General features: G+C 72.2%; 16 protein-coding genes and 1 pseudogene. 11 read left to right on the top strand and 6 right to left on the bottom strand.

The annotated features are described in order from the left end of the window. Positions 1–65: 65 nt before the first annotated feature. The 8 genes from EF918_RS19310 to EF918_RS19345 are packed head-to-tail and all read left to right on the top strand — an operon-like array spanning position 66 to position 8,928. Positions 66–1,331 carry a DegT/DnrJ/EryC1/StrS family aminotransferase gene (locus EF918_RS19310; protein WP_125647812.1) on the top strand — a complete coding sequence of 422 codons (1,266 nt, stop codon included), beginning with the start codon at positions 66–68 and terminating at the stop codon, positions 1,329–1,331. Between the two features lie 10 nt (positions 1,332–1,341). Continuing rightward, entirely contained in the window at positions 1,342–2,610 is a 1,269-nt protein-coding gene (locus tag EF918_RS19315) for an ATP-grasp domain-containing protein (protein ID WP_125647816.1), read from the top strand. A 31-nt stretch (positions 2,611–2,641) separates the two neighbouring features. Further along, complete coding sequence (locus tag EF918_RS19320; RefSeq protein WP_125647819.1) at positions 2,642–3,889, top strand: ATP-grasp domain-containing protein; 1,248 nt, start codon at positions 2,642–2,644, stop codon at positions 3,887–3,889. Then, a complete protein-coding gene (locus EF918_RS19325; protein WP_125647822.1) occupies positions 3,886–5,124 on the top strand; it encodes an MFS transporter in 1,239 nt (412 codons plus the stop codon). Before EF918_RS19320 ends, EF918_RS19325 begins: the two co-directional genes overlap by 4 nt. A 28-nt stretch (positions 5,125–5,152) precedes the next feature. Beyond that, positions 5,153–5,857, top strand: a complete 705-nt coding sequence (locus tag EF918_RS19330; RefSeq protein WP_125647825.1) for a class II glutamine amidotransferase — start codon at positions 5,153–5,155, stop codon at positions 5,855–5,857. 1 nt (position 5,858) lies between these two features. Continuing rightward, positions 5,859–7,232: a glutamine synthetase family protein gene (locus tag EF918_RS19335; RefSeq protein WP_125647828.1), complete on the top strand. Its 1,374-nt coding sequence runs from the start codon at positions 5,859–5,861 to the stop codon at positions 7,230–7,232. A 24-nt stretch (positions 7,233–7,256) separates the two neighbouring features. Further along, positions 7,257–8,000, top strand: a complete 744-nt coding sequence (locus tag EF918_RS38280) for a helix-turn-helix transcriptional regulator (RefSeq protein WP_125647831.1) — start codon at positions 7,257–7,259, stop codon at positions 7,998–8,000. 40 nt (positions 8,001–8,040) lie between these two features. Beyond that, positions 8,041–8,928, top strand: coding sequence for an aminoglycoside phosphotransferase family protein (locus tag EF918_RS19345; protein WP_125647855.1), 888 nt, complete (start codon positions 8,041–8,043; stop codon positions 8,926–8,928). Positions 8,929–9,057: 129 nt separating this feature from the next. Here EF918_RS19345 and EF918_RS19350 read toward each other — a convergent pair whose 3' ends face one another. The 5 genes from EF918_RS19350 to EF918_RS19370 all read right to left on the bottom strand — a co-directional run bounded on the left by EF918_RS19350 (position 9,058) and on the right by EF918_RS19370 (position 13,977). Then, positions 9,058–9,855 (bottom strand): LLM class F420-dependent oxidoreductase, encoded by a 798-nt coding sequence (locus EF918_RS19350; RefSeq protein ID WP_125647834.1) that lies wholly within the window; start codon positions 9,853–9,855, stop codon positions 9,058–9,060. Continuing rightward, positions 9,852–10,670, bottom strand: a complete 819-nt coding sequence (locus tag EF918_RS19355; protein WP_125647837.1) for a phytanoyl-CoA dioxygenase family protein — start codon at positions 10,668–10,670, stop codon at positions 9,852–9,854. The genes EF918_RS19350 and EF918_RS19355 overlap by 4 nt, the downstream gene beginning before the upstream one ends. Positions 10,671–10,690: 20 nt before the next feature. Then, entirely contained in the window at positions 10,691–11,941 is a 1,251-nt protein-coding gene (locus tag EF918_RS19360) for an FAD-binding protein (protein WP_125647840.1), read from the bottom strand. A gap of 5 nt (positions 11,942–11,946) precedes the next feature. Beyond that, positions 11,947–12,981 carry a polysaccharide deacetylase family protein gene (locus tag EF918_RS19365; protein ID WP_125647843.1) on the bottom strand — a complete coding sequence of 345 codons (1,035 nt, stop codon included), beginning with the start codon at positions 12,979–12,981 and terminating at the stop codon, positions 11,947–11,949. Between the two features lie 801 nt (positions 12,982–13,782). Continuing rightward, positions 13,783–13,977, bottom strand: coding sequence for a hypothetical protein (locus tag EF918_RS19370; protein ID WP_125647846.1), 195 nt, complete (start codon positions 13,975–13,977; stop codon positions 13,783–13,785). Positions 13,978–14,897: 920 nt separating this feature from the next. Between EF918_RS19370 and EF918_RS19375 the strand changes: the two are divergent. Further along, positions 14,898–15,056, top strand: a pseudogene (locus EF918_RS19375) (transposase); the annotation flags it as partial. 100 nt (positions 15,057–15,156) lie between these two features. Then, positions 15,157–15,711: a serine hydrolase gene (locus EF918_RS39310; RefSeq protein ID WP_369009097.1), complete on the top strand. Its 555-nt coding sequence runs from the start codon at positions 15,157–15,159 to the stop codon at positions 15,709–15,711. 28 nt (positions 15,712–15,739) lie between these two features. On the opposite strand, the gene EF918_RS19385 is transcribed toward EF918_RS39310, so the two are convergent. Continuing rightward, positions 15,740–16,591 carry a hypothetical protein gene (locus tag EF918_RS19385; protein WP_312847841.1) on the bottom strand — a complete coding sequence of 284 codons (852 nt, stop codon included), beginning with the start codon at positions 16,589–16,591 and terminating at the stop codon, positions 15,740–15,742. A gap of 1,171 nt (positions 16,592–17,762) precedes the next feature. Here EF918_RS19385 and EF918_RS19390 point away from each other — a divergent pair. After that, positions 17,763–18,191: a hypothetical protein gene (locus tag EF918_RS19390; RefSeq protein WP_125647852.1), complete on the top strand. Its 429-nt coding sequence runs from the start codon at positions 17,763–17,765 to the stop codon at positions 18,189–18,191. Positions 18,192–18,605 lie beyond the last annotated feature (414 nt).

Here is an 18,605-nt window from a genome sequence, read left to right on the forward strand (position 1 = left end):
CTCCCGGCCCGTACCGGCGAGCCGTACCCCGACCCGTACCCCCGACCCGCACGAAAGGCTGTGCCATGACCCTCGCCGTGCACGGCGGAGACCCGGTGCGCACCGCGGACTGGCCGCTGTGGCCCCGGCCCGCCGGGCGGGCCGCCGAACAGCTCACCGAGGTCCTGCACTCCGGGCGCTGGTCGATCAGCGGTCCGTACCGCGGTACGGACACCAAGGAGCGGACCTTCGCCCGGATGTTCGCCCGGTACAACGGCACCGGCCACTGCGTGCCGACGGCCAGCGGCACCGCCGCCCTGATGATCGCCCTGGAGGCCTGCGGGATCGGCGCGGGCGACGAGGTCCTGGTCCCCGGCATCTCCTGGGTCGCCTCGGCCTCGACCGTCCTGGGCGTCAACGCCGTGCCGGTCTTCGTCGACGTCGACCCCGACACCCTGTGCATGGACCCGGCCGCCGCCGAGGCGGCCATCACCCCCGCCACCCGGGCCATCGTGGTCGTCCACCTGTACTCGGCCCTGGCCGACATGGACGCCCTGCGCGACCTGGCCCGGCGCCACGACCTCGTCCTGATCGAGGACGCCGCCCAGGCCCACGGCGCGGTCTACCGCGGCGCCCGCGCCGGCACCATGGGCCGCGCCGGGGCGTTCAGCATGCACCACACCAAGGTGCTGACCTGCGGCGAGGGCGGCGCCGCGGTCACCGGCGACGCCGAGCTCGCGCTGCGCATGGCCGAGCTGCGCGCCGACGGCCGCCACCAGCCCGACCGCCCGCCCGTCCTCCACGAGATGGAACTGGTCAGCACCGGCACCGTGATGGGCAGCAACCGCGCCCTGTCGGAGTTCCACGCCGCCCTCCTCATCGCCCAGCTCGAGGAGCTGGACCGGTACAACGACCAGCGCGCCCTGCAGGCCTCCGTCCTGGAGAAGGCGCTGGCCGACCTCGGATTCACCCCCCAGCAGACCTCCCCGGGAACCGAACGGCGCACCTACTTCGGGTTCGTCTTCCGGCTGCCGCAGGACCTCGACGGCGTCGACGCCCCCACGGTCGGCGCCGCCCTCACCGCGGAGCTGGGACTGCCGGTCAAGCCCGTCTACCCGGCGATCCCGGGCGCCCCCCTGTACCGGCCGCACAGCCGCCGCCGTTTCGACCTGGGCGCCGACCACCGCCGGCGGACCGACCCCGCGCGCCACCGGCTGCCGGTCAGCGAGCGGGCCGCCGCCCGGCACCTGACCTTCCACCACAGCGCGCTGCTGGGGGAGCGCCGCGATGCGGACGACATCGTGGCCGCGCTCCGCAAGCTGCTCGACCACCGCGCCGACCTCGGCCGATGAGAGGAACCCCATGAACGCCACATCCGCCGCCCCGGTGGTGGTCGTCGTCGACGGCTACTCCAACTCCGGCGCCTACGTCGGCGAATTCGCCCGGCTCGGGATCGAGGCCCTGCACGTGCAGAGCACCGCCGAGTTCATGGCCAAGATGGTGCCGCCGGACCTGTCCGGATACCGGGAGACGTTCGTGTGCGACGGCCCGGACGCGGTGGACGCCACCGTCGAACGGCTGCGCGCCCACGCCCCCCTCGCCGTGCTCGCCGGCCAGGAGCCCGGGGTCCCGCTGGCGGACCTGCTCAGCGAACGCCTCGGACTGGCCACCAACGGCACGGCGAAGTCCCCGGCCCGCCGCGACAAGTTCACCATGATCGAGACGATCCGGGCGGCCGGACTGCACTGCGCCGAGCAGTTCCTCGCCGGCCACCCCGACGCCGCCGCCGACTGGGCCCGCGCCCACGGCCGCTACCCGGTGGTGGTCAAGCCGCGCAGCTCGTCCTCCTCCGACAACGTCTATGTCTGCCGCTCCGAGGCCGAGGTCGCCGAGGCCGCGCGGGCGGTCCTGGCCGGCACCACCATGTACGACCAGCGCAACACCGACGTCCTCCTCCAGTCCTACCTGGAGGGCACGGAGTACATCGTGGACACGGTGAGCGCCGGCGGGCAGCACACGGTGTGCGGGGTGTGGCGCTACGACAAGAAGCTGCTGCCGTCCGGCCGGCCCGTCTACGACCTGGACGTGCTCCAGGACCCCGGCGCCCCGCACGTACGCGCCCTGATGGACTACGTGCTGAAGGTGCTCGACGCCCTGGGCATCGCGCACGGCCCCGGCCACGCCGAGGTCATCATGACCCCGTCGGGCCCGGCCCTGGTCGAGATCGGCGCCCGGCTGAACGGGAACATGAACCCCGCCCACCACGAGGAGTTCAGCGGCACCAACCCGGCCCGGCTGGCCGCCCTCGCCTACGCCCGGCCCGCCGAGTTCACCGCCCGCTACGGCGGCACCGTCTACCCCAAGCGCAACGAGGCGGTCGTGCACAACGTCGCCACCCGCCGCGCGGGCCGGGTGACCGAGGTGGACCAGGCCGTGCTCGACAAGATCGCCGCCCTGCCCACCGTCCGCGAGGTCGTGGTCCGCCGCCCGGCGGGCACCGACCTGGTCCCCACCGTCGACCTGATGACCAGCCCGATGCGCGTGTTCCACTCCGGCGCCTCGCACGCCGAGATCCTCGCCGACCACCAGGCCGTCGAGCTGCTGGCCGAGGACGCCTTCCGGCTGGCCTGACCGGCCCGCCGCACCCCCTCCAGGGAGAACGATGAACGCCACACCCAGCTCGCTGCTGTTCTGGGGCGGGAGCGCACCGATGGACCTCGGGCGCGACGTGGGCACCCGACTGCTGCGGCAGGCCGCCGCCCGCGGGGTCACCACGCAGGCCACCGCCGAGTACCCGCAAGCCCCCCACCTGTCCGCGCTCGCCGGCGCCCTGCACCGCACCGAGGTCGAGGACCCGGCCCGGGCCCTGGACTGGGCCCGGGGGCGGCGGTTCGACCTGGTCCTCGGCGTGCGCGAGCAGGTGCAGGTCGCCCTCGCCGAGGTGGCCGAGGCCCTGGGCGCCCCCGGGAACCCGCCGGCGGCCGTCCGTACCGTCCGGGAGAAGGACCGCTGCCGGCAGGCCCTGCGGGCGGCCGGGCTGCCGCAGCCGGAGTTCCGGCTGTGCGCGTCCGCCGACGAGGCCCGGGCGTTCCTCACCGCCACGACCGGACCCTGGATCGTCAAACCGCGCGACGGCTCCGGCAGCGTCGGCGTCAGCCGGGTCGACGGACCCGAGGACCTGGCCGCCGCCCTCGCGGCCCTGCCCGCGCACACGGCCTTCGTGGTCGAACAGTTCGTCGAGGGCCCCGAGTACAGCGTCGAAGGGGTGTTCCTGGGCGGCGCCCCCCGGGTGCTGGCGGTCACCGAGAAGCAGCTCCTGCCGCCCCCGCACTTCGTGGAGGCCGGGCACGTCCTGCCCGCCGACCTGCCCCCCGCCCGGCGCGAGGAGTTCGAGCGGGCCGTGACGGCCGCGTTGACGGCCCTGGGCCTGCGCTACGGCGTCTTCCACGTCGAACTGTGGGCCACCGCCGACGGCCCCGTCCTCGGCGAGGTCCACGTGCGCAACGGCGGCGACTGGATCCACCTCATGCTCGAACACGCCATCCCCGGCCTGGAGCTGTTCGGCCTGGTCATCGACGACGCGCTCGGCCGGGACACCACCGGCCGCGACCTGACCCCCACCCGGGCGGCGGCCGTCCGCTTCCTCGCCCCGCCGCCGGGCCGGATCCGCCGGATCCTCGGCTGGGACGAGGCACGGGCCCACCCCGCGGTGCTGCACGCCGGCCTGACCGTGCGTCCGGGCGACGTCACGGGCGAGGTCCGCGAGTCCTACGACCGCGCCGGCCACCTCGTCGTCGGCGCCGGCTCCCCCCGTGAGGCGGCGGAGCTCGCCGACCGGCTGGCCGCCCTGGTCCGCTTCGAGGTGGACGCCCCCGAGGAGTCCACGCGGCCCGAGGAGGCCGCCCCGTGAACCGCAGGGCCTTCACCGGCTGGCTGGCCGCGGACCACACGGCCGGCAACCTCGGCCAGTACGCCGTCCTGCCGGTCCTGGGCGTCTTCCTGGCCGCCCAGGTCGGCGGCACCTGGATCGTCGGGACCGGACTGTTCCTCTACAGCGCATCGGCCGGGATGTCGGCCCTGCTGGTCAACCGCTGGCTGCCGCGGTTCGGCATCGTCGCCGCCATGACCGGCGCCACGGTCCTGTCCGCCCTCGGCTTCGGCCTGATGCCCTGCACCCGGTCCGCGGCGGTCCAGGTCCTGCTGATCGTGCTGGCCGGGTTCGGCGGCAGCGTGCACTTCCTGCTGTCCCGGGTCCTGGTCGCCGAGGCCGTCCCCGACGACGTCGGGCGGCACCGCGTGTACTCGGTGCTCCAGATCGCGGTCAACCTGGCCGCGGCACTCGGCCCGTTCCTCGCCGCGGCGCTGTACCCGGCGGCCGACCCCCGGCTGCTGTTCGGCGTGGTGGCGGGCTGCTACCTGCTCGCCGGCCTCTCCCTGCAGTTCGGCATCCCCAAGGACCTGCGCCCCACCCCGACCTCCAGCCGCTGGCCGGTCAGCCGGGCCGTGCTGCGGCTGGTCCGCGACGACACCGCGATCCGCCGCACCGTCGCCCTCTGCGTCCTCGGGGCCTTCGTCTACGGGCAGCTCTACTCGGCGTTCGCGCTGTTCGTGGCCCGGGACATCGGCTCCGCGCCGGTGCGGGCCGCGCTGCTCGCCGCGCCCGCCGTGGCCATCGTCCTGTGCCAGTCGGCGGTCACCGCCGCCACCGGCAGGCTGCTGGCCCGGGGCCACCGCCCGATCACCCTGCTGGTGCACGGCGCCGCCCTGTTCAGCGTCTCGATGGTGGTGCTCGGCACCGGACTGCCCGTCGTGCTCGGCGCCGCCGTGGCCGTCGTGCTGTTCTCCGGCGCCGAGATGGTGTTCACCCCCATGGTGAGCACGGCCTTCGCCGCCCTGCCCGTGAAGTCCACCCTGGAGGCCTTCAACCTGCGCCAGGTGAGCTGGACCGCCGGTGAGGCGGCCGGCTCACTGGCCGGCGGCACCCTCTTCCTGGCCCTGGACCGGGCCGGACTCGCCCAGGGCTACTGGCTGGGCGTGGCCCTGGTCACCGGAGCCCTGTGCGGCCTCCTCGCCCACCGTGTCCACCGGCCGGACCCGGCGCCCGCCGGCGCGCCCGCCGACGTCGTCCGCGAGCCGGCCGGCTGAGGCCGGCCCGGAAAGGAACCGAACCACCATGTGCCGAATCATCCTCGCCTCCGGGGACTTCGCGGCGGCCGACATCGCCTCCGCCGCCCTGGAGATGAGCTGCGGCCGGACCGCCGACCACGACAACCCCACCACGGTGCACGCGCACGGCTGGGGCGCCGTCTGGCGCGAGCCCGGGCACGGACTGCGGGCCCACACCGACGTGCGACCGCTGGCGCAGAGCCTGCACGAGTCCCCGGTGCCGCAGATCAAGACCGACTTCCTCGCGATCCACACCCGCAACGCGACCCTGGAGTCCCAGCGCGGCCCCGCCTTCACGCACCCGCTGACCCGGGACGACGGCTGGTACTTCATGCACAACGGCTACCTGCCGACCGCGTACCAGGCCCTGGGACTGGACGCCTCCGCCTTCGACTCGCGGGAGTACTTCGACCACCTCGTCCCCTACGGCGCCGACGGCCTCGACCCGGCCGCCGCCCTGGCCAAGCTGGACGCCCTGCCCCCCGGCGGCAACTCCGGCAACGCCGTCGCCGTCCACCCCGCCGGCGCCCACCTGGTGCACTGGAGCGCCCCGGACGTGGCCACCCCGGTGTTCTTCACGATGCAGCGCCTGCGCCTGCCCGGCCTGGAGGTCGTCGCCTCCGAGATCGTCCCCGCGCTCGCCCCCGCGGCGCAGTGGGAACCGCTGCCGGCCGGCACGGTCACGCACTTCCCGTTCCCCAAGGAGACGTGAAATGTCCGAGTTCGCCGACCAGTACCGCCACATCCTCCAGAAGATCGACGCGCACGGCGTGGAACTGATCCGCTTCCTGTGGGTGGACCACAACGGCATCGTCCGCGGCAAGGCGGTCACCCGCCGGTTCCTGGAGTCCCGGATGGAGTCGGGCATCGGCCTGGCCAAGTCCCGGCAGGCCGCGAGCCTGACGGACGTCGGCCAGCCGGTGCCCGGCTTCGACGCCGTCGGCGAGGTGCGGCTGGTGCCCGACCCGGACACCTTCGTCGTCCTGCCGCACGCACCGGGCTCCGCGGCCATGCTCTGCGACCTGGTCCAGCTCGACGGCACCCCCTGGGAGGCCTGCCCGCGCACCTTCCTCAAGTCCGCGCTGGCGGCGGCGGGCGACCTCCAGGTCGTGGCCTCCTTCGAGCCCGAGTTCACCCTGTGCGACACCCGGCCGGAGTCCGGTTCCCTCAGCGTCCTCGACGACAGCCTGTGCTTCGACAACGCCGGGTTCGACGCCGCCAACGACTTCGCGGTCGCGCTGACCCGGGCCCTGCAGGGACAGGGCATCGAGGTGGAGATGTACCACCCGGAGTTCGGCGCCGGCCAGCACGAGATGACCCTGCGCCACGGCCCCGCCCTCGCGGCGGCCGACCTGTCGGTGTGGCACAAGGTGATCACCCGGGGCCTGGCCTCGACGATGGGCCTGTGGGCCACGTTCGCGCCCGTCCCCGCGCCCGGCTTCCGCGGCAACGGCAACCACCTCCACCTGTCGATGTGGCAGGACCGGCCCGGCGGCGCCGGCCCGGTGAACGTGTTCGCCGACGCCACCGACGCACTCGGCCTGTCGGAGCGCGCCTACCACTTCATCGGCGGAGTCCTCCACCACCTGCCCGGCCTGCTCGCGCTGACCTGCGCCGGCGTGAACAGCTACGAGCGGCTCCAGCCGGGCATGTGGTCGGGCGCGCACGCCTGCTACGGCCAGGACAACCGGGAAGCCGCCGTACGGGTGCCCAGCCGGCTGCGCGGCAGCACCGCCGCCTCCACCAACATCGAACTCAAGGCGAGCGACTCCACGGCCAACCCCTACCTGGCCCTGGGCGCCGTCGTCCACGCCGGCCTGGACGGCATCGCCCGGCGCCTGGACCCCGGACCGCAGCTCGCCGAGGACCCGAACGGACTCACCGACGCCCGGCGCGACGCCCTCGGCCTGGCCCTGCCCCGGTCCCTGGAGGAGGCCGTGGAGGCGCTGCGCCGCGACGAGTTCCTCATGGACGTCCTGGGCCCGCTGCGCCGCCGGCTCTACCCGGCGATCAAGGAGGCCGACATCAGGGTGATGAAGGAGCTGGGACCGGACTTCGCGTTCCTGACCTACGCCACCCGCTACTGAACCGGGCACGCACAGGAGGTCGCGATGCTGGAACAGCCGGCGTTCGGTCGACGGCTGCGGGCCTTACGCCGGGAACGCGGACTGTCGCAGACACAACTGGCCACGGGCGGACTGTCGACGGGCTACCTGTCCCGGCTGGAGTCGGGCACCCGGCCCGTACCCACCCGACGCGTGGTGGAACACCTGTGCCGGCGGCTGGGCGTCGCGCCGTCGGCGTTCGGGTCGGGCCAGGGCCACAGCCTCGCGCAGGCCCTGGCCCTGGCCGCCTCCTCGGCCCACCCGGCCCGGGCCGCCGGGGACCTCGCCGCCCTGCTCGACAGCGGCGCCGACCGGCCCGACCCGGCGCTGCGCTGGCAGGCCCTGTGGCTCCTCGCCGGCGTACGGCACGAGGAGGGCCGGTACGAGGACGAACACGCACTGCTGGTGGAACTCACCGCGCTCAGCGAGACGATCGGCATCCCCGAGCTGATCGTGCGGGCCCTGACCCGGCTGTCGCGGTGCTCCCGCATGCTCGGGGACACCCCCCGCGCCTGCGCCGAGGCGGCGGCCGCGCACCGCCTGGCCGGCGATCTGTCCGCCGCCGACCGGTCGGCGGTCCTGCACGCGCTGATCGACGCCGAGACCGATGCCGGCCGGCTCGCCGAGGCCCGCGCGCACGCCGGGGAACTGCGCGACATCACGGCGGAACCCGAGCCCGCGCGCCCGGAGCCCGCGCGCCCGGAGCCCGCGCGCCCGGAGCCCGCGCGCCCCGGTCCCGCCGTGCGATGATCATGACAGCGACGAGAGGACCGGGACGTACATGAGCCGGATGCACGCCGACGAGACCGAGACCGACGCCGGGCTGGTCCGGCGGCTCCTGCGCGCCCAGTTCCCGCAGTGGGCCGAGCTGCCGGTCACCCGGCTCCCCTCGGGCGGCACGGTCAACGCGATCTACCGGCTCGGCGAGGACCTGAGCGTCCGGCTGCCGCTGCGCCCCGGCGGCGCCGAGGCCATCGCGATGGAGGCCGCACTCCTGCCCCGGCTGGCCCCCCTGCTGCCGCTGCCGGTCCCCGAGGTCGTCGCGGTCGGCGCCCCCGACGCGGAGTACCCCCTGCGCTGGGCGGTGCACCGCTGGATCGAGGGCCGCAACCCCGTCGAGGGCGAGCTCGCCGCACCGGAACGCGTCGCCCGCGACCTCGCCCGCTTCGCCCTCGCCTTCCGCACCGTCGACCTCCCCGGCGGCCCGCCCGCGCACCGCGGCGGGCCGCTGGCCGACGAGGACGAGGAGATGCGGGCCGCCATCGAGGCCCTGCGCCGCACCGACGAGCCCTTCGACGCCGACGAGATCACCGACGCCTGGGAGGAGGCGCTCGCCGCCCCCCGCTGGACGGGCCCGCCCTGCTGGACCCACTCCGACCTGATGCCGAGCAACGTGCTGCTCTCCGGCGATCGCCTGGGCGCGGTCATCGACTTCGGCACCGTCGGCATGGGCGAGCCGGCCACCGACCTGATCCCGGCCTGGAACCTGCTGCCCGCCGCCGTCCGCCCGGCGTACCGCGAGGCGGTCCGGGCCGACGACGCGACCTGGGCCCGCAGCCGCGGCTGGGCGCTGTCCATGGCGGTCATCCAGCTCCCGTACTACCGCCGCACCAACCCGGTGATCTCGGCCAACGCCCGGCACGTCATCCGCGAGGTCCTCGCCTCCCGCACCCGGTAGCCGCGGCTCCGCCCCCGGGCGGCGTCCGCGTGCGACGGCTCCGGCCGCGCGGCAGCTCGCGGCCCCCGGTGCCGAGAACGCAGAAGAGCCCGGTTCCCCGGGCTCTTCTGCGTTCTCGGCACCGCGTCCTCAGCCGTTGACGGCATCCCGCCAGGCGATCCACCGCCGCAGCGTTCCGAGGTCGAAGTCGGGACCGCCGGCCCCGACGATGAACAGCGAGACCCCCAGCTCGCGCAGCTCGGGCCCCAGCTCCTCCGGGTCCCCCTCGTGCGCGGCCAGCCCGGACACGCTCGTGGCGACCTCGATCTGCGCGGGGTCCCGGCCCACGTCCGCGCAGTGCCGGTGCAGCACGGACAGCTTGTGCCGCAGCGTGGCCGGGTCCTGGAAGGCGTGCCAGATGTCCGCGTGCTCGGCGACCATCCGCAGGGTGCGCTTCTCGCCGCCGCCGCCGAGCATCACCGGCAGCCTCCCGGCCGGCGCCGGATTGAGCCGCGCCAGCCGGGACTTGATCCGCGGGAGCGCCGCGGCCAGACCCCGCAACCGCTCCCCGTCCGTCCCGAACGGGTAGCCGTACGCGGTGAAGTCCTTCTCGTACCAGCCGGAGCCGAGCCCGAGCAGGGCCCGGCCGCCGCTGATGTGGTCGACCGTACGGGCCATGTCCGCGATCAGGTCGGGGTTGCGGTACCCGACGCAGCTCACCAGCGGCCCGAGCTGAACCGTCGAGGTGGACTCGGCCAGCGCCGCGAGCACCGTCCAGCACTCGAAGTGCTTGCCGTCCGGATCGCCGGTCAGCGGGAAGAAGTGGTCCCAGACGAAGACCACGTCCGCGCCGAGCTCCTCGGCCCCGGCCGCCGCCCGGCGGATCGCCGCGTAATCGGCGTGCTCGGGCTGCACCTGCAGCCCGATCCGCACCGGCCGCCCCGTCATGCCGGCCTCACGTACTCGCCGAAGTGGCGCTCGGCGAACAGCTCCGGACGCTCCGGCGCCAGGTCCAGCTCGCGGGCCCGGCGCAGCATGTAGCGCCAGTACGGCTTGACCGGCGGCCACAGCCGGCCGACCTCGCAGTACGAGGCGTCGACGAAGTACCGCGGCTTGCCCGGCACGTCGTCCGGGCGGGGCCGGCGGGCGTGGAACAGCGCCGAGTGCAGGACGACGGTGCTGCCCGCCGGCAGCGCGTCCAGCACGACCTCGCCGGGCAGCGGGCGGGTGCCCAGGTGCGCCCGGGCCGCTTTGTCCGCGTGCTCCCGGTGCGACCCGGGCAGCACCACCAGCGAGGAGGTGTCCGCGTCCAGCCCGTCCAGGTAGTGCAGGGCGTGGATCATGGTCGCCGACCGGTCGTCCTGGGTGCCGTGCTCGTAGTCGTGGTGCCAGGGCTTGCCCGGCACGTCCGGTGCCTGGCGGTCGCTGTGCAGGTGGTGGAAGACGTACGGCGCCCGGCCCATGAGCTGGTCGATCACCCCCAGCAGCGGGGCGTGGGTGATCAGCTCGCCGTGCGCGGGCAGTTCGAGCTCCATGACGGGCGGCACGCCGAACCGCTGCGGGTCCCGCACCGAGTCGATGGACCGCGCCCGCAGTCCGTCGTCCACCCACCGGTCGACCTCGGGCCTCATCCGCTCGACCAGGTCCGGCGGCAGGAAGCCGGGCAGGACCAGATAGCCGAGCTCCTGGAACTGCCGGAGCTGGTCGGCGCGCAGCGCGACCGCCGGAGCGGCGTGTTCGAGCAGGGCGGCGTTCGGTGTCATCGCAATTACCCCCAGAATCCCTACGAATGGGCGAACAACTGATCGATGAAGGCGGAGCGGAACTTGCCTTCCGGGTCGTGCTTGCGCGCGAGCCGGGCGAAGTCCGCGGCCCGCGGATAGCCGGCGGCGATGCGCGCGGCCGGGGTCTCGGTGAGCTTGGCCCAGTGCGGCCGCGCCCCCAGCGGCATCAGCAGCTCCTCGACGGCCGCGATCACCGGCCGGACCGCAGGCAGGTCCTTGAGCCAGGTGAAGTGGAAGGTGACGGTGTCGCGTCCGTGGGCGGAGCTCAGCCACAGGTCGTCACCGCGCACGGTGCGCACCTCGGCGATGTGCAGCACCGGGGCGACCCGGCCGGCCACCGAGCGGATCGCGGCGAACGCCTGCGCCGCCCGCTCCCGGGGCAGGAAGTACTCCGACTGCAGTTCCTCACCGGCGCCCGGCGTGAGCTCCGGCCGGAAGTGCGGCAGCCGCTGGTACCAGGGACCGGGCACACCGAGCTGCTCGGTGCTCGAACCCGGGTCCACCCCGGGCACCGGATGCACCGGCACGCTCGCCTCCCGGCCGCCGGCCCAGCCGGAGGCGGGCCGGTCGGTCCGGTGCTTGAGCCACACCGACCCCTGCCCGCTGGCCCAGTCGGTGAACAGGCTGACGCTGTATGCGGCGCCGAACACCGCGTCCACGTCCCCGGCGACCTCGTCCAGCGGCACGTCGAGCCGCACCCGCTGGGCCACCTCGTAGGCGGGCTCCACCTCCAGGGTGAGCCGGGTGACGACACCCAGCGCGCCCAGCGCCACCACCGCCCCGGCGAACTCGTCGCCGTGGGTGTCGCGCCGCAGCTCGACCAGGTCGCCCTCCGGCCCGACGAACTCCAGCGCGCGCACCGCCGCGGCCAGGCAGCGCTGGTCGTCGCCCGAACCGTGGGTGCCGGTGGCCACCGAGCCGGCCACCGAGATGTGCGGCAGCGAGGCCATGTTGCCCAGGGCGTGCCCGGCCCCGTGCAGGTGCCGGGCCAGCTCGGCGTAGCGGGTGCCCGCCGACAGCGTCACCGTCTGCTCCTGCGCGTCCACCACGACGGACTGCGGCAGCCGGTCCAGCCGCACCAGATCGCCGGTGGTGTCCGCGACGGCACTGAACGAGTGCCCGGTGCCCAGCGCCCGGATCCGGTCGGACGAGGCGACGAGCGCGCGCAGCTCGTCGAGCGTGTGCGGCCGGTGCACCCGGCGCGCCGCGTACGTGAGACTGCCGGCCCAGTTGCTCGTCGCCCGCGTCATGGCGCTCACCGGCCCTGACCGGTCAGGGCGGGCGCGGCGAGCTGCTCCTCGACCGGTACGAACGTCAGCCCGCGCTCCAGCAGCCCCTCGATGGCCGGGGCCAGCGCGGCCACGGTCTGCGAGCGGTCGCCACCGCTGTCGTGCAGCAGCACGATCGAACCGGGTCCGGCCTCCCGGACCACCCGGTCGGCGATGGTGTCCGCGCCCGGCATCTGCCAGTCGTCGGGCGCCACGTCCCACAGCACGGTGGTCCTCCCCGACGCCGCGAGCTGCTCCAGCACCTCGGGGGAGCGCGACCCGTACGGCGGCCGGAACAGCGTGGGCGCCGGCCCGCCGGTGGCCTCGGCGATCGCCTCGTCGGTGCGCTCGAGCTGTTCGGCGAGCTGGGCCCGGGTCAGCTCGAAGAGCATCGGGTGCGACCAGGTGTGGTTGGCGACGCCGTGCCCCTCCTCCCGCATCCGCGCCAGGTACTCGGGGTAGGCCTTCGCGAACATCCCGGTGCAGAAGAAGGTGGCCTTGACCCCGTAGCGCGCCAGGACGTCCAGCACCTGTCCGGTGTACGGCGGCTGCGGACCGTCGTCGAAGGTCAGCGAGACCTCCGGCCGCTCCCCGCTGCCCCGGCTCACGCACGCACCCCGCGCGACCCACTCGTCCCACGCCCGCTCACTGCCGCGCGCGAAGGCGTCGAGATCGCCCTCCCGCCCGGTCTGCGTCCCGCGGTCGCGCTGCAACCGGGTCGCGCGCCGCGCCACGGCGGCGATCTCCCCGGCGGGCACGGACCCGAAATCGGGCCGGACGCCCAGCAGTTCGGGGTCCGCGCGGTACACGGTCAGACCCGCGGCCATCAGACGTCCGTCGAGCACCCCGTTGGTGCTGTCGATCACGGCGACGAGCGGATCCCCGAACTCCCTCAGATACCCGATCAGCTCCCGGGTGTCCCGAGCCCCGAACAGCCGCGCGTCCCGCCGCCGTTCCCCGTGCTCGTCGACGACCTCCACCACGAAGCCGTCGCCGCTCCAGCCTATTCCCGAATAGAGCATCCGCCCTCCAGGTTGGCAACACACTGTCAAATCCTTGCCAGAGTCCCGACGGCCACTTTCTCCCAAAATAACCACGACCGCCCCACACTCCATGCGCCCTGAGCATGGCCGATTCACCACCCCCTTGTCAAGTTTTGGCAACTTTCTTGCCAGACCACACCCGCCGAAGACACACAAACACCCGCTCCGCCGGAGGAACGCCGCCCCAGACTCAATCCATCCCCCACTTTGAATCACCACCACGGACCACACGCGCAAAAAAGGGACAGAAGACCGCAAAGGCCAACGGAGTCCCGCTGGTCGGGGCATGGGGACGCCAGATCGGCCTGCATGTCGTCGTGCGGGGCGGGCTTGCGTGGAGAAGTCCACACAGCGGCCCAACAGGCCGTGAAACGATTCGGGTCACGTCGCGAAGCGGGGGTCTGGAGCGCAGCGGAAGTTCCCGACGGGCCGCCCCGGACAACACGAGAGGCTCAGCTCGCCCTGCCCGCCCTCGCGTACCGGCATCCCCGCCTGGCCCCCCCGCTCATGGCCGCAGGCGCGTTGGCGGGGCAAACCCCTGGTGCGGCAGGTCCACGTGGACGTTCTTGATCATGTTGGGGGGCTACAGTGGCATGTGGTGACCGGAACACAACCTCCACCTGCGTGACCCGTGCGGTTGTCAGTGGTGGTTGCCACAGTGGTGGCACACAGAACGGCGGCCTCTGCCCGGCCGGTGAAGCAGGGACAGAGACCGCCGCGGGTGAAACACCTGCACCTTCGCGCCTCCCGGGGGTAGGAGCCCGGGAGGCGCGTCGCGTTCTACAGGTGGCTAGCCAGCCACTCCATGCTCTGGGCGAGCCAGTGCGCGGCCTCGCCGGCCAGCTGGGCCAGGACGGCCTGGCCCACGGCGGCGAGCAGCGTTACGCGAGCGGTGCTGCGGTTCTCACCCCGGTCGAGCGTTGCCCCGCCGTCCTCCGGTTCGTCGGACTGCGGCGCCTTGCTGTTCCAGGGCATCGAACCCCCCAACCGGACCGCCGTGTGCATCAGCAGGGGAGTCAGGGACGACGGTCCGTCAAACCCCGGCCCCCCAGGAGCGGCACACGACACCCGGACGGATTACAGGAGCGTACCGACCACCGATGACACGGCAGGGCCGACTGCACGCGGTGGGACGAGAGATTTACCGGGGCGAGGCCACTGACGAAGGCCTGCGGTGACCGGAACCACTGGGAGTTGCGTGGAGCGGGACTTGGGTAAGGGCCGACCTGCACGCGATCCTCAGTGCCTGACCTGCGACAAAGCTCGTCGTAGGCGTTCCTGATGGAGTCGACCTGCTCGAGGATGCCGTCGGTCTCGACGACGACCACGTCGGGGGGCAGAGGAACTCAATGAAGCTAAGGGCGTCGGCGTCCGCGAGACGTGGGTCTGTGTCTGTCCGGCAAGGCTCTGGGGAACTCCGACTCCTGCTTGGCGGTGACGGCTCCGATGCTCGGTACCCGCACGTCTGTTCGCTCACCGGGGAGTGACCTCGCAGCCAGCCGCCCGCGAAGCGGACCGGCACCACAGCCCAGTGCCCAAGGGTCCGCGAAGCGCCCCCCGAGGTTAAGCCCGCGAACCAGGCGCCGGCCCGCCCCGCGCGGGACCCTACGCTCCGTCACACCCCGCGCGCAGCGAAGCCGTTCTCTCCTAAGCGCGCAGCGCTTAGGTTTCCCTGTCAAGACAGACCACTGGTTCTGCAGAGCCAGGCCTTGCCGAGCGGAGCGAGGCACTTCGTAGCCCTGAAGCGAAGCGGAAGGGCAAGGCCCCAAAGGGGCCTCGGCTGAGCGCAGCGAAGGCTGTCTCTACCGCCGGAGCGAAGCGGAGGGGTAGAGCGCAGCAAAGCCGATCCCTCCTAAGAGGTCATCTCATTTGGCTGGCTCGGTAAGCTGCGGGCCGTGGTGGGGATTGTTGAGCGGCTGGTGCCGGACGAGTTGTGGGAACTGTTCCAGCGGGTGGTGCCGGAGGCTCCTTCGCGGCCTCAGGGTGGTGGCCGGCGTCGGCATGGTGACCGGGAGGTGCTGGCCGCGATCGTGTTCGTGGTCCGCACCGCCGGCCTGAGGGCCTCGGCTGGACCACTACCGCGGCGCCGACCGTCCGCTGCACGAACTCCTGTGCCGCGAACCTCTTGAAGACGAGCCCGGCACTCACCAGTACATCAACCGCGGGTACATCCTCCTCGGCCTGGCCCTCGCCCACGCCCACAGCCGCCCGCTCGACGAACTCGGCCGCACGCTGTGGGAGGACCTCGGCATGACCAGTACCGTGTCCGGTCCCGTTGCCCGCGATCCGCAGGTCGCCCCCCAGCGCGCGCCGTATCCTGGGTGCCCCCCGAATCTGGGGTACCGCGCACGACGACAACGCCGCCCTCCTCGGCGGCGTCGCCGGCCCCGCGGGAGTCTTCTCCACCGTGCGCGACCTCGCCCGCTACGCCGAGTACCTCATCGACCCCGCCAGCCCCTGCATGGCTGGCTCCGCGCATCCGCGCTGCCCTTCACCCCGATCGAGGCCGGAGTCGACCGCGGCCTGTCCTGGATCTGCGCCCCCGGCGGCGTTGCCTGCCACCACGGCTTCACCGGCACCAGCCTCTACCTCGCCCCTGCTTCCGGCCGCTACCTCACCATCCTCACGAACGCCGTCTACCACGGCGAAGCCCGCAAGAGGATCGCACCCCTGCGCGCTCTCGCGCTCAAGACCATCACCGCCATCTGACCTCAGGGAGGCCCACCATGGGACAGCACTAGTGCATCAGCTCGGAGTGGGGGTGCTCGGGCGTCGCCGGGCAGACGTAGAGCTGCTGTTCGTAGCCGCTTCCGATCTGGATGGCAGTGGGCTGGCGACGTTCGTAGGGGTCGAAGCCTGGAAGTGATTCATCCGCCGGTTCCTGGTGCGGGAGCCAGCTGCTCTCGTCGTCGCTCTCGAAGGTGGCGATCGTCAGTAGGGCATCCATGTCGCTGCCGCACGCAGTGCAGAGCCGAGGGCCGGGGTCGGTGGAGGTCCACCGCGGCCAACCGCCGACTTTCCAGCCGGGCGCGCCTGCCAGTTCACTGTCATAGAACTCCTCCGGGCACGACTCGTAGTCACTGTCTATCTCCACGTCGGCGGCCTGCCACATGCGCCAGTTCCCGAGCTGCTCCTGCAGTTCCTTGCTCACCTCCAGGTGGTCGGGGTATTCGGTGACCTGCTCGGGGCGGAGCAGGCACGGCTCGGGGAGGTAGTCGTCGAACTGCATCACGGGCGGTTCGGGGGGCGTGGTGAGGATGTCGGTGACCGTGGCTGCCGACCGCCAGAACAGGGCCGTCTTAGGCATGATCGGGTGGTCGAAGGGGCACCAGAGGACCTGGAGCAGGTCCGCTCCTTCGGGTGTGGGCAGATCGGGCACGTCCCGCTTGTACAGCTGCGCGACCGGCAGCATCGCGATGGAACCCTCGTACGGGGCGACCGCGACCTTCACGGGATACGTCCGAGGAGGGATGATCCGCTCCAGGGTCTCTCGTTCCAGCTTGGTCAGGCTCCGTCCGCGGGAGGCGGTACTGATTCGCCGCTTCAGCCTCACGTCCGCCGGCGACAGGGCCAAGTTGATCCCGTCCACTACATGAGGTCCCTCGCAGTGCGGCCACGGCTCGCCGACTGGCCACAGCAATGGTCCGCCGATGGAACTGTCCTGCGGTGCCGGGGTCCCCCGGCGAGGGTGCAACCGGGTCGCCGTGCGGGCCAGCGGAGCCAGCTGCGGGAAGACCGTGGTCACGTCGAACGGCCGCTGCGGAGTGGTCGGGGTGCTCTTCATAAACTCGATCTTGCCAACTGGCTATGACAATGAGGACCACAGCCGCCTCAGCCATCTCTCAGGGCGTACATCCGGGAACGCGCGGGTGCGCAACTCATCTCTCACAAATGTTCATCTGTGAGAGTTCTGCGATCTGCTCTTGGACCAGGATGACTGCGAGTTCGCTGTCCGGTCCGACGCTCCACCACAGGGCTCGCCATTCAGCTCGGGCATCCTCGAGAGACAGGCACCATACGATGGGCAGTTCGCCAATGGTCATCGGTATTCACCTCAGGGACTCCGGGCCCCGACGGCACCCGAAGAGGGCTACGTTACCGGCCGAGTCAACAGTGCCTGGCCCCGGGAGCTCCGCAAGGCAGGAACCGGCCCAGGCACCACCCAACCTCCTCGCTGCTGGCGCTCGCGGAGCGAGCTGGTCCTGGAGGCGGAGCCGGAAGGACTCCGGACCGGGGAGCGAAGCGGCCCGGCCCAACGGGCCGAAGGCCCGGACCCCGTGAAACGGGGTCACTCGGGCCTGCGGAGCAGGCCGTTCGGGGTGGAGCGAAGCGGAACCCCGAACCGTCCGGAGCGCAGCGAAGGACACCGGCCCGAAGGGCCGGCTCTGGCTTGGCGAAGCCAAGCCCCGCCGAGCGCAGCGAGGCGGTTCTCTCCTGAGCGCGCAGCGCTCAGGTACGATCCACGCCGGCGGTGACGGCGTGGACGCCTGTGCCCAGCTTCGAGAGGGCGGCGAGTTGGCCTTTCTGTTGCCGGTGCGTTATGGAGGGGTTTAAGCCTCTGAGGCCGAGCCGGAAGCCATCTAGAGGGTCGCGGATGCTCGGGCTGCGAACCGTCATCAGCTATCCAGCCAGAGCAGAACCGGAGGCTTAGGATCCCCTTTTATCGCCTGGGGAGGACATAGAAATAGTTCATCAGCGTCAGATGCCTTTGCTAGCATGCCAATCGCCTGCATCTACGTCTGACGGGGGATCACACGCGCATGGGTAAACTTCGATTTAAGCTCGGCTCGGTTATCGCAGTCTTTATGGCTGCGCTGGCCTTTGGCGCGGCTCCTGCGGCAGCTGCCTCGGCGCCTGCGACCCTCGAAACGACTCGCTGGCTCACCTCCAGTCCGAATGCTGGGATGGCGCCGGTGGTAATCCACCGGGATATCTATCTCGCTGGTGCGACGTACAACTGGCAGGTCTACACCTGCCGGGATGGTTACATCTGCATCGACCCGGGCAGGAATATTGACCTGGCGCCTGGTTGGTACTCCTGGGACTGTACCCTCACTCCGTTGAACGGCTATTACTACCAGACTTGTTCGTTGCAAACGGGGGGCTGGCCGAAGGCGACGTTCGACAAGGCCATCCAGCTCGCGAATTCTGGCAACTATGATATCGGAAGTATGCTTCAGGCAGAATGATCGGAGCGTCTGTCTTCTTTAGTTCTTGAATTGATAGTCGTTCAGGATTAAGGACGACAGGGGGCCGGCTTCAGGGAGGCTGCAGGCACGGGTGCAGTCCCTGAAGCCGGCCCGAGCTCGTAAAGGATGGGGCTGAAGGACCCGGGTGGGGAGCAGACCCACCCCAACAGGCCTACGGAGCAGGCCACTGGGGGGCGAAGCGGAGCGGAACCCCGAACAGTCCGGAGCGCAGCGCAGGACACCGGCCCGCAGGGCCGGCCCCGAGGGCGCGAAGTGCCCTCCCGCTGAGCGAAGCGAAGCGGTTCGTTGCACAGCGCGCAGCGCTGTGGGACCGGGGTCAGGCGCCGAAGGCGCCCTGACGGCTGAGCGCAGCGAAGCCGTTCTCTCCTAAGCGCGCAGCGCTTAGGTACCCGC

The organism is Streptomyces sp. WAC06614, assembly GCF_003949795.1.
In the GTDB taxonomy this organism is placed as follows: Bacteria; Actinomycetota; Actinomycetes; order Streptomycetales; family Streptomycetaceae; genus Streptomyces.

Bases quoted from the DNA above. Each gene is read 5' to 3' on its own strand.
- EF918_RS19390 (WP_125647852.1), top strand. From the start codon at position 17,763: ATGGGTAAACTTCGATTTAAGCTCGGCTCGGTTATCGCAGTCTTTATG.
- EF918_RS19360 (WP_125647840.1), bottom strand. From the start codon at position 11,941: ATGACGCGGGCGACGAGCAACTGGGCCGGCAGTCTCACGTACGCGGCG.
- EF918_RS19365 (WP_125647843.1), bottom strand. From the start codon at position 12,981: ATGCTCTATTCGGGAATAGGCTGGAGCGGCGACGGCTTCGTGGTGGAG.
- EF918_RS19310 (WP_125647812.1), top strand. From the start codon at position 66: ATGACCCTCGCCGTGCACGGCGGAGACCCGGTGCGCACCGCGGACTGG.
- EF918_RS19315 (WP_125647816.1), top strand. From the start codon at position 1,342: ATGAACGCCACATCCGCCGCCCCGGTGGTGGTCGTCGTCGACGGCTAC.
- EF918_RS19345 (WP_125647855.1), top strand. From the start codon at position 8,041: ATGCACGCCGACGAGACCGAGACCGACGCCGGGCTGGTCCGGCGGCTC.
- EF918_RS19355 (WP_125647837.1), bottom strand. From the start codon at position 10,670: ATGACACCGAACGCCGCCCTGCTCGAACACGCCGCTCCGGCGGTCGCG.
- EF918_RS19330 (WP_125647825.1), top strand. From the start codon at position 5,153: ATGTGCCGAATCATCCTCGCCTCCGGGGACTTCGCGGCGGCCGACATC.
- EF918_RS19320 (WP_125647819.1), top strand. From the start codon at position 2,642: ATGAACGCCACACCCAGCTCGCTGCTGTTCTGGGGCGGGAGCGCACCG.
- EF918_RS19335 (WP_125647828.1), top strand. From the start codon at position 5,859: ATGTCCGAGTTCGCCGACCAGTACCGCCACATCCTCCAGAAGATCGAC.
- EF918_RS38280 (WP_125647831.1), top strand. From the start codon at position 7,257: ATGCTGGAACAGCCGGCGTTCGGTCGACGGCTGCGGGCCTTACGCCGG.
- EF918_RS19370 (WP_125647846.1), bottom strand. From the start codon at position 13,977: ATGCCCTGGAACAGCAAGGCGCCGCAGTCCGACGAACCGGAGGACGGC.
- EF918_RS19350 (WP_125647834.1), bottom strand. From the start codon at position 9,855: ATGACGGGGCGGCCGGTGCGGATCGGGCTGCAGGTGCAGCCCGAGCAC.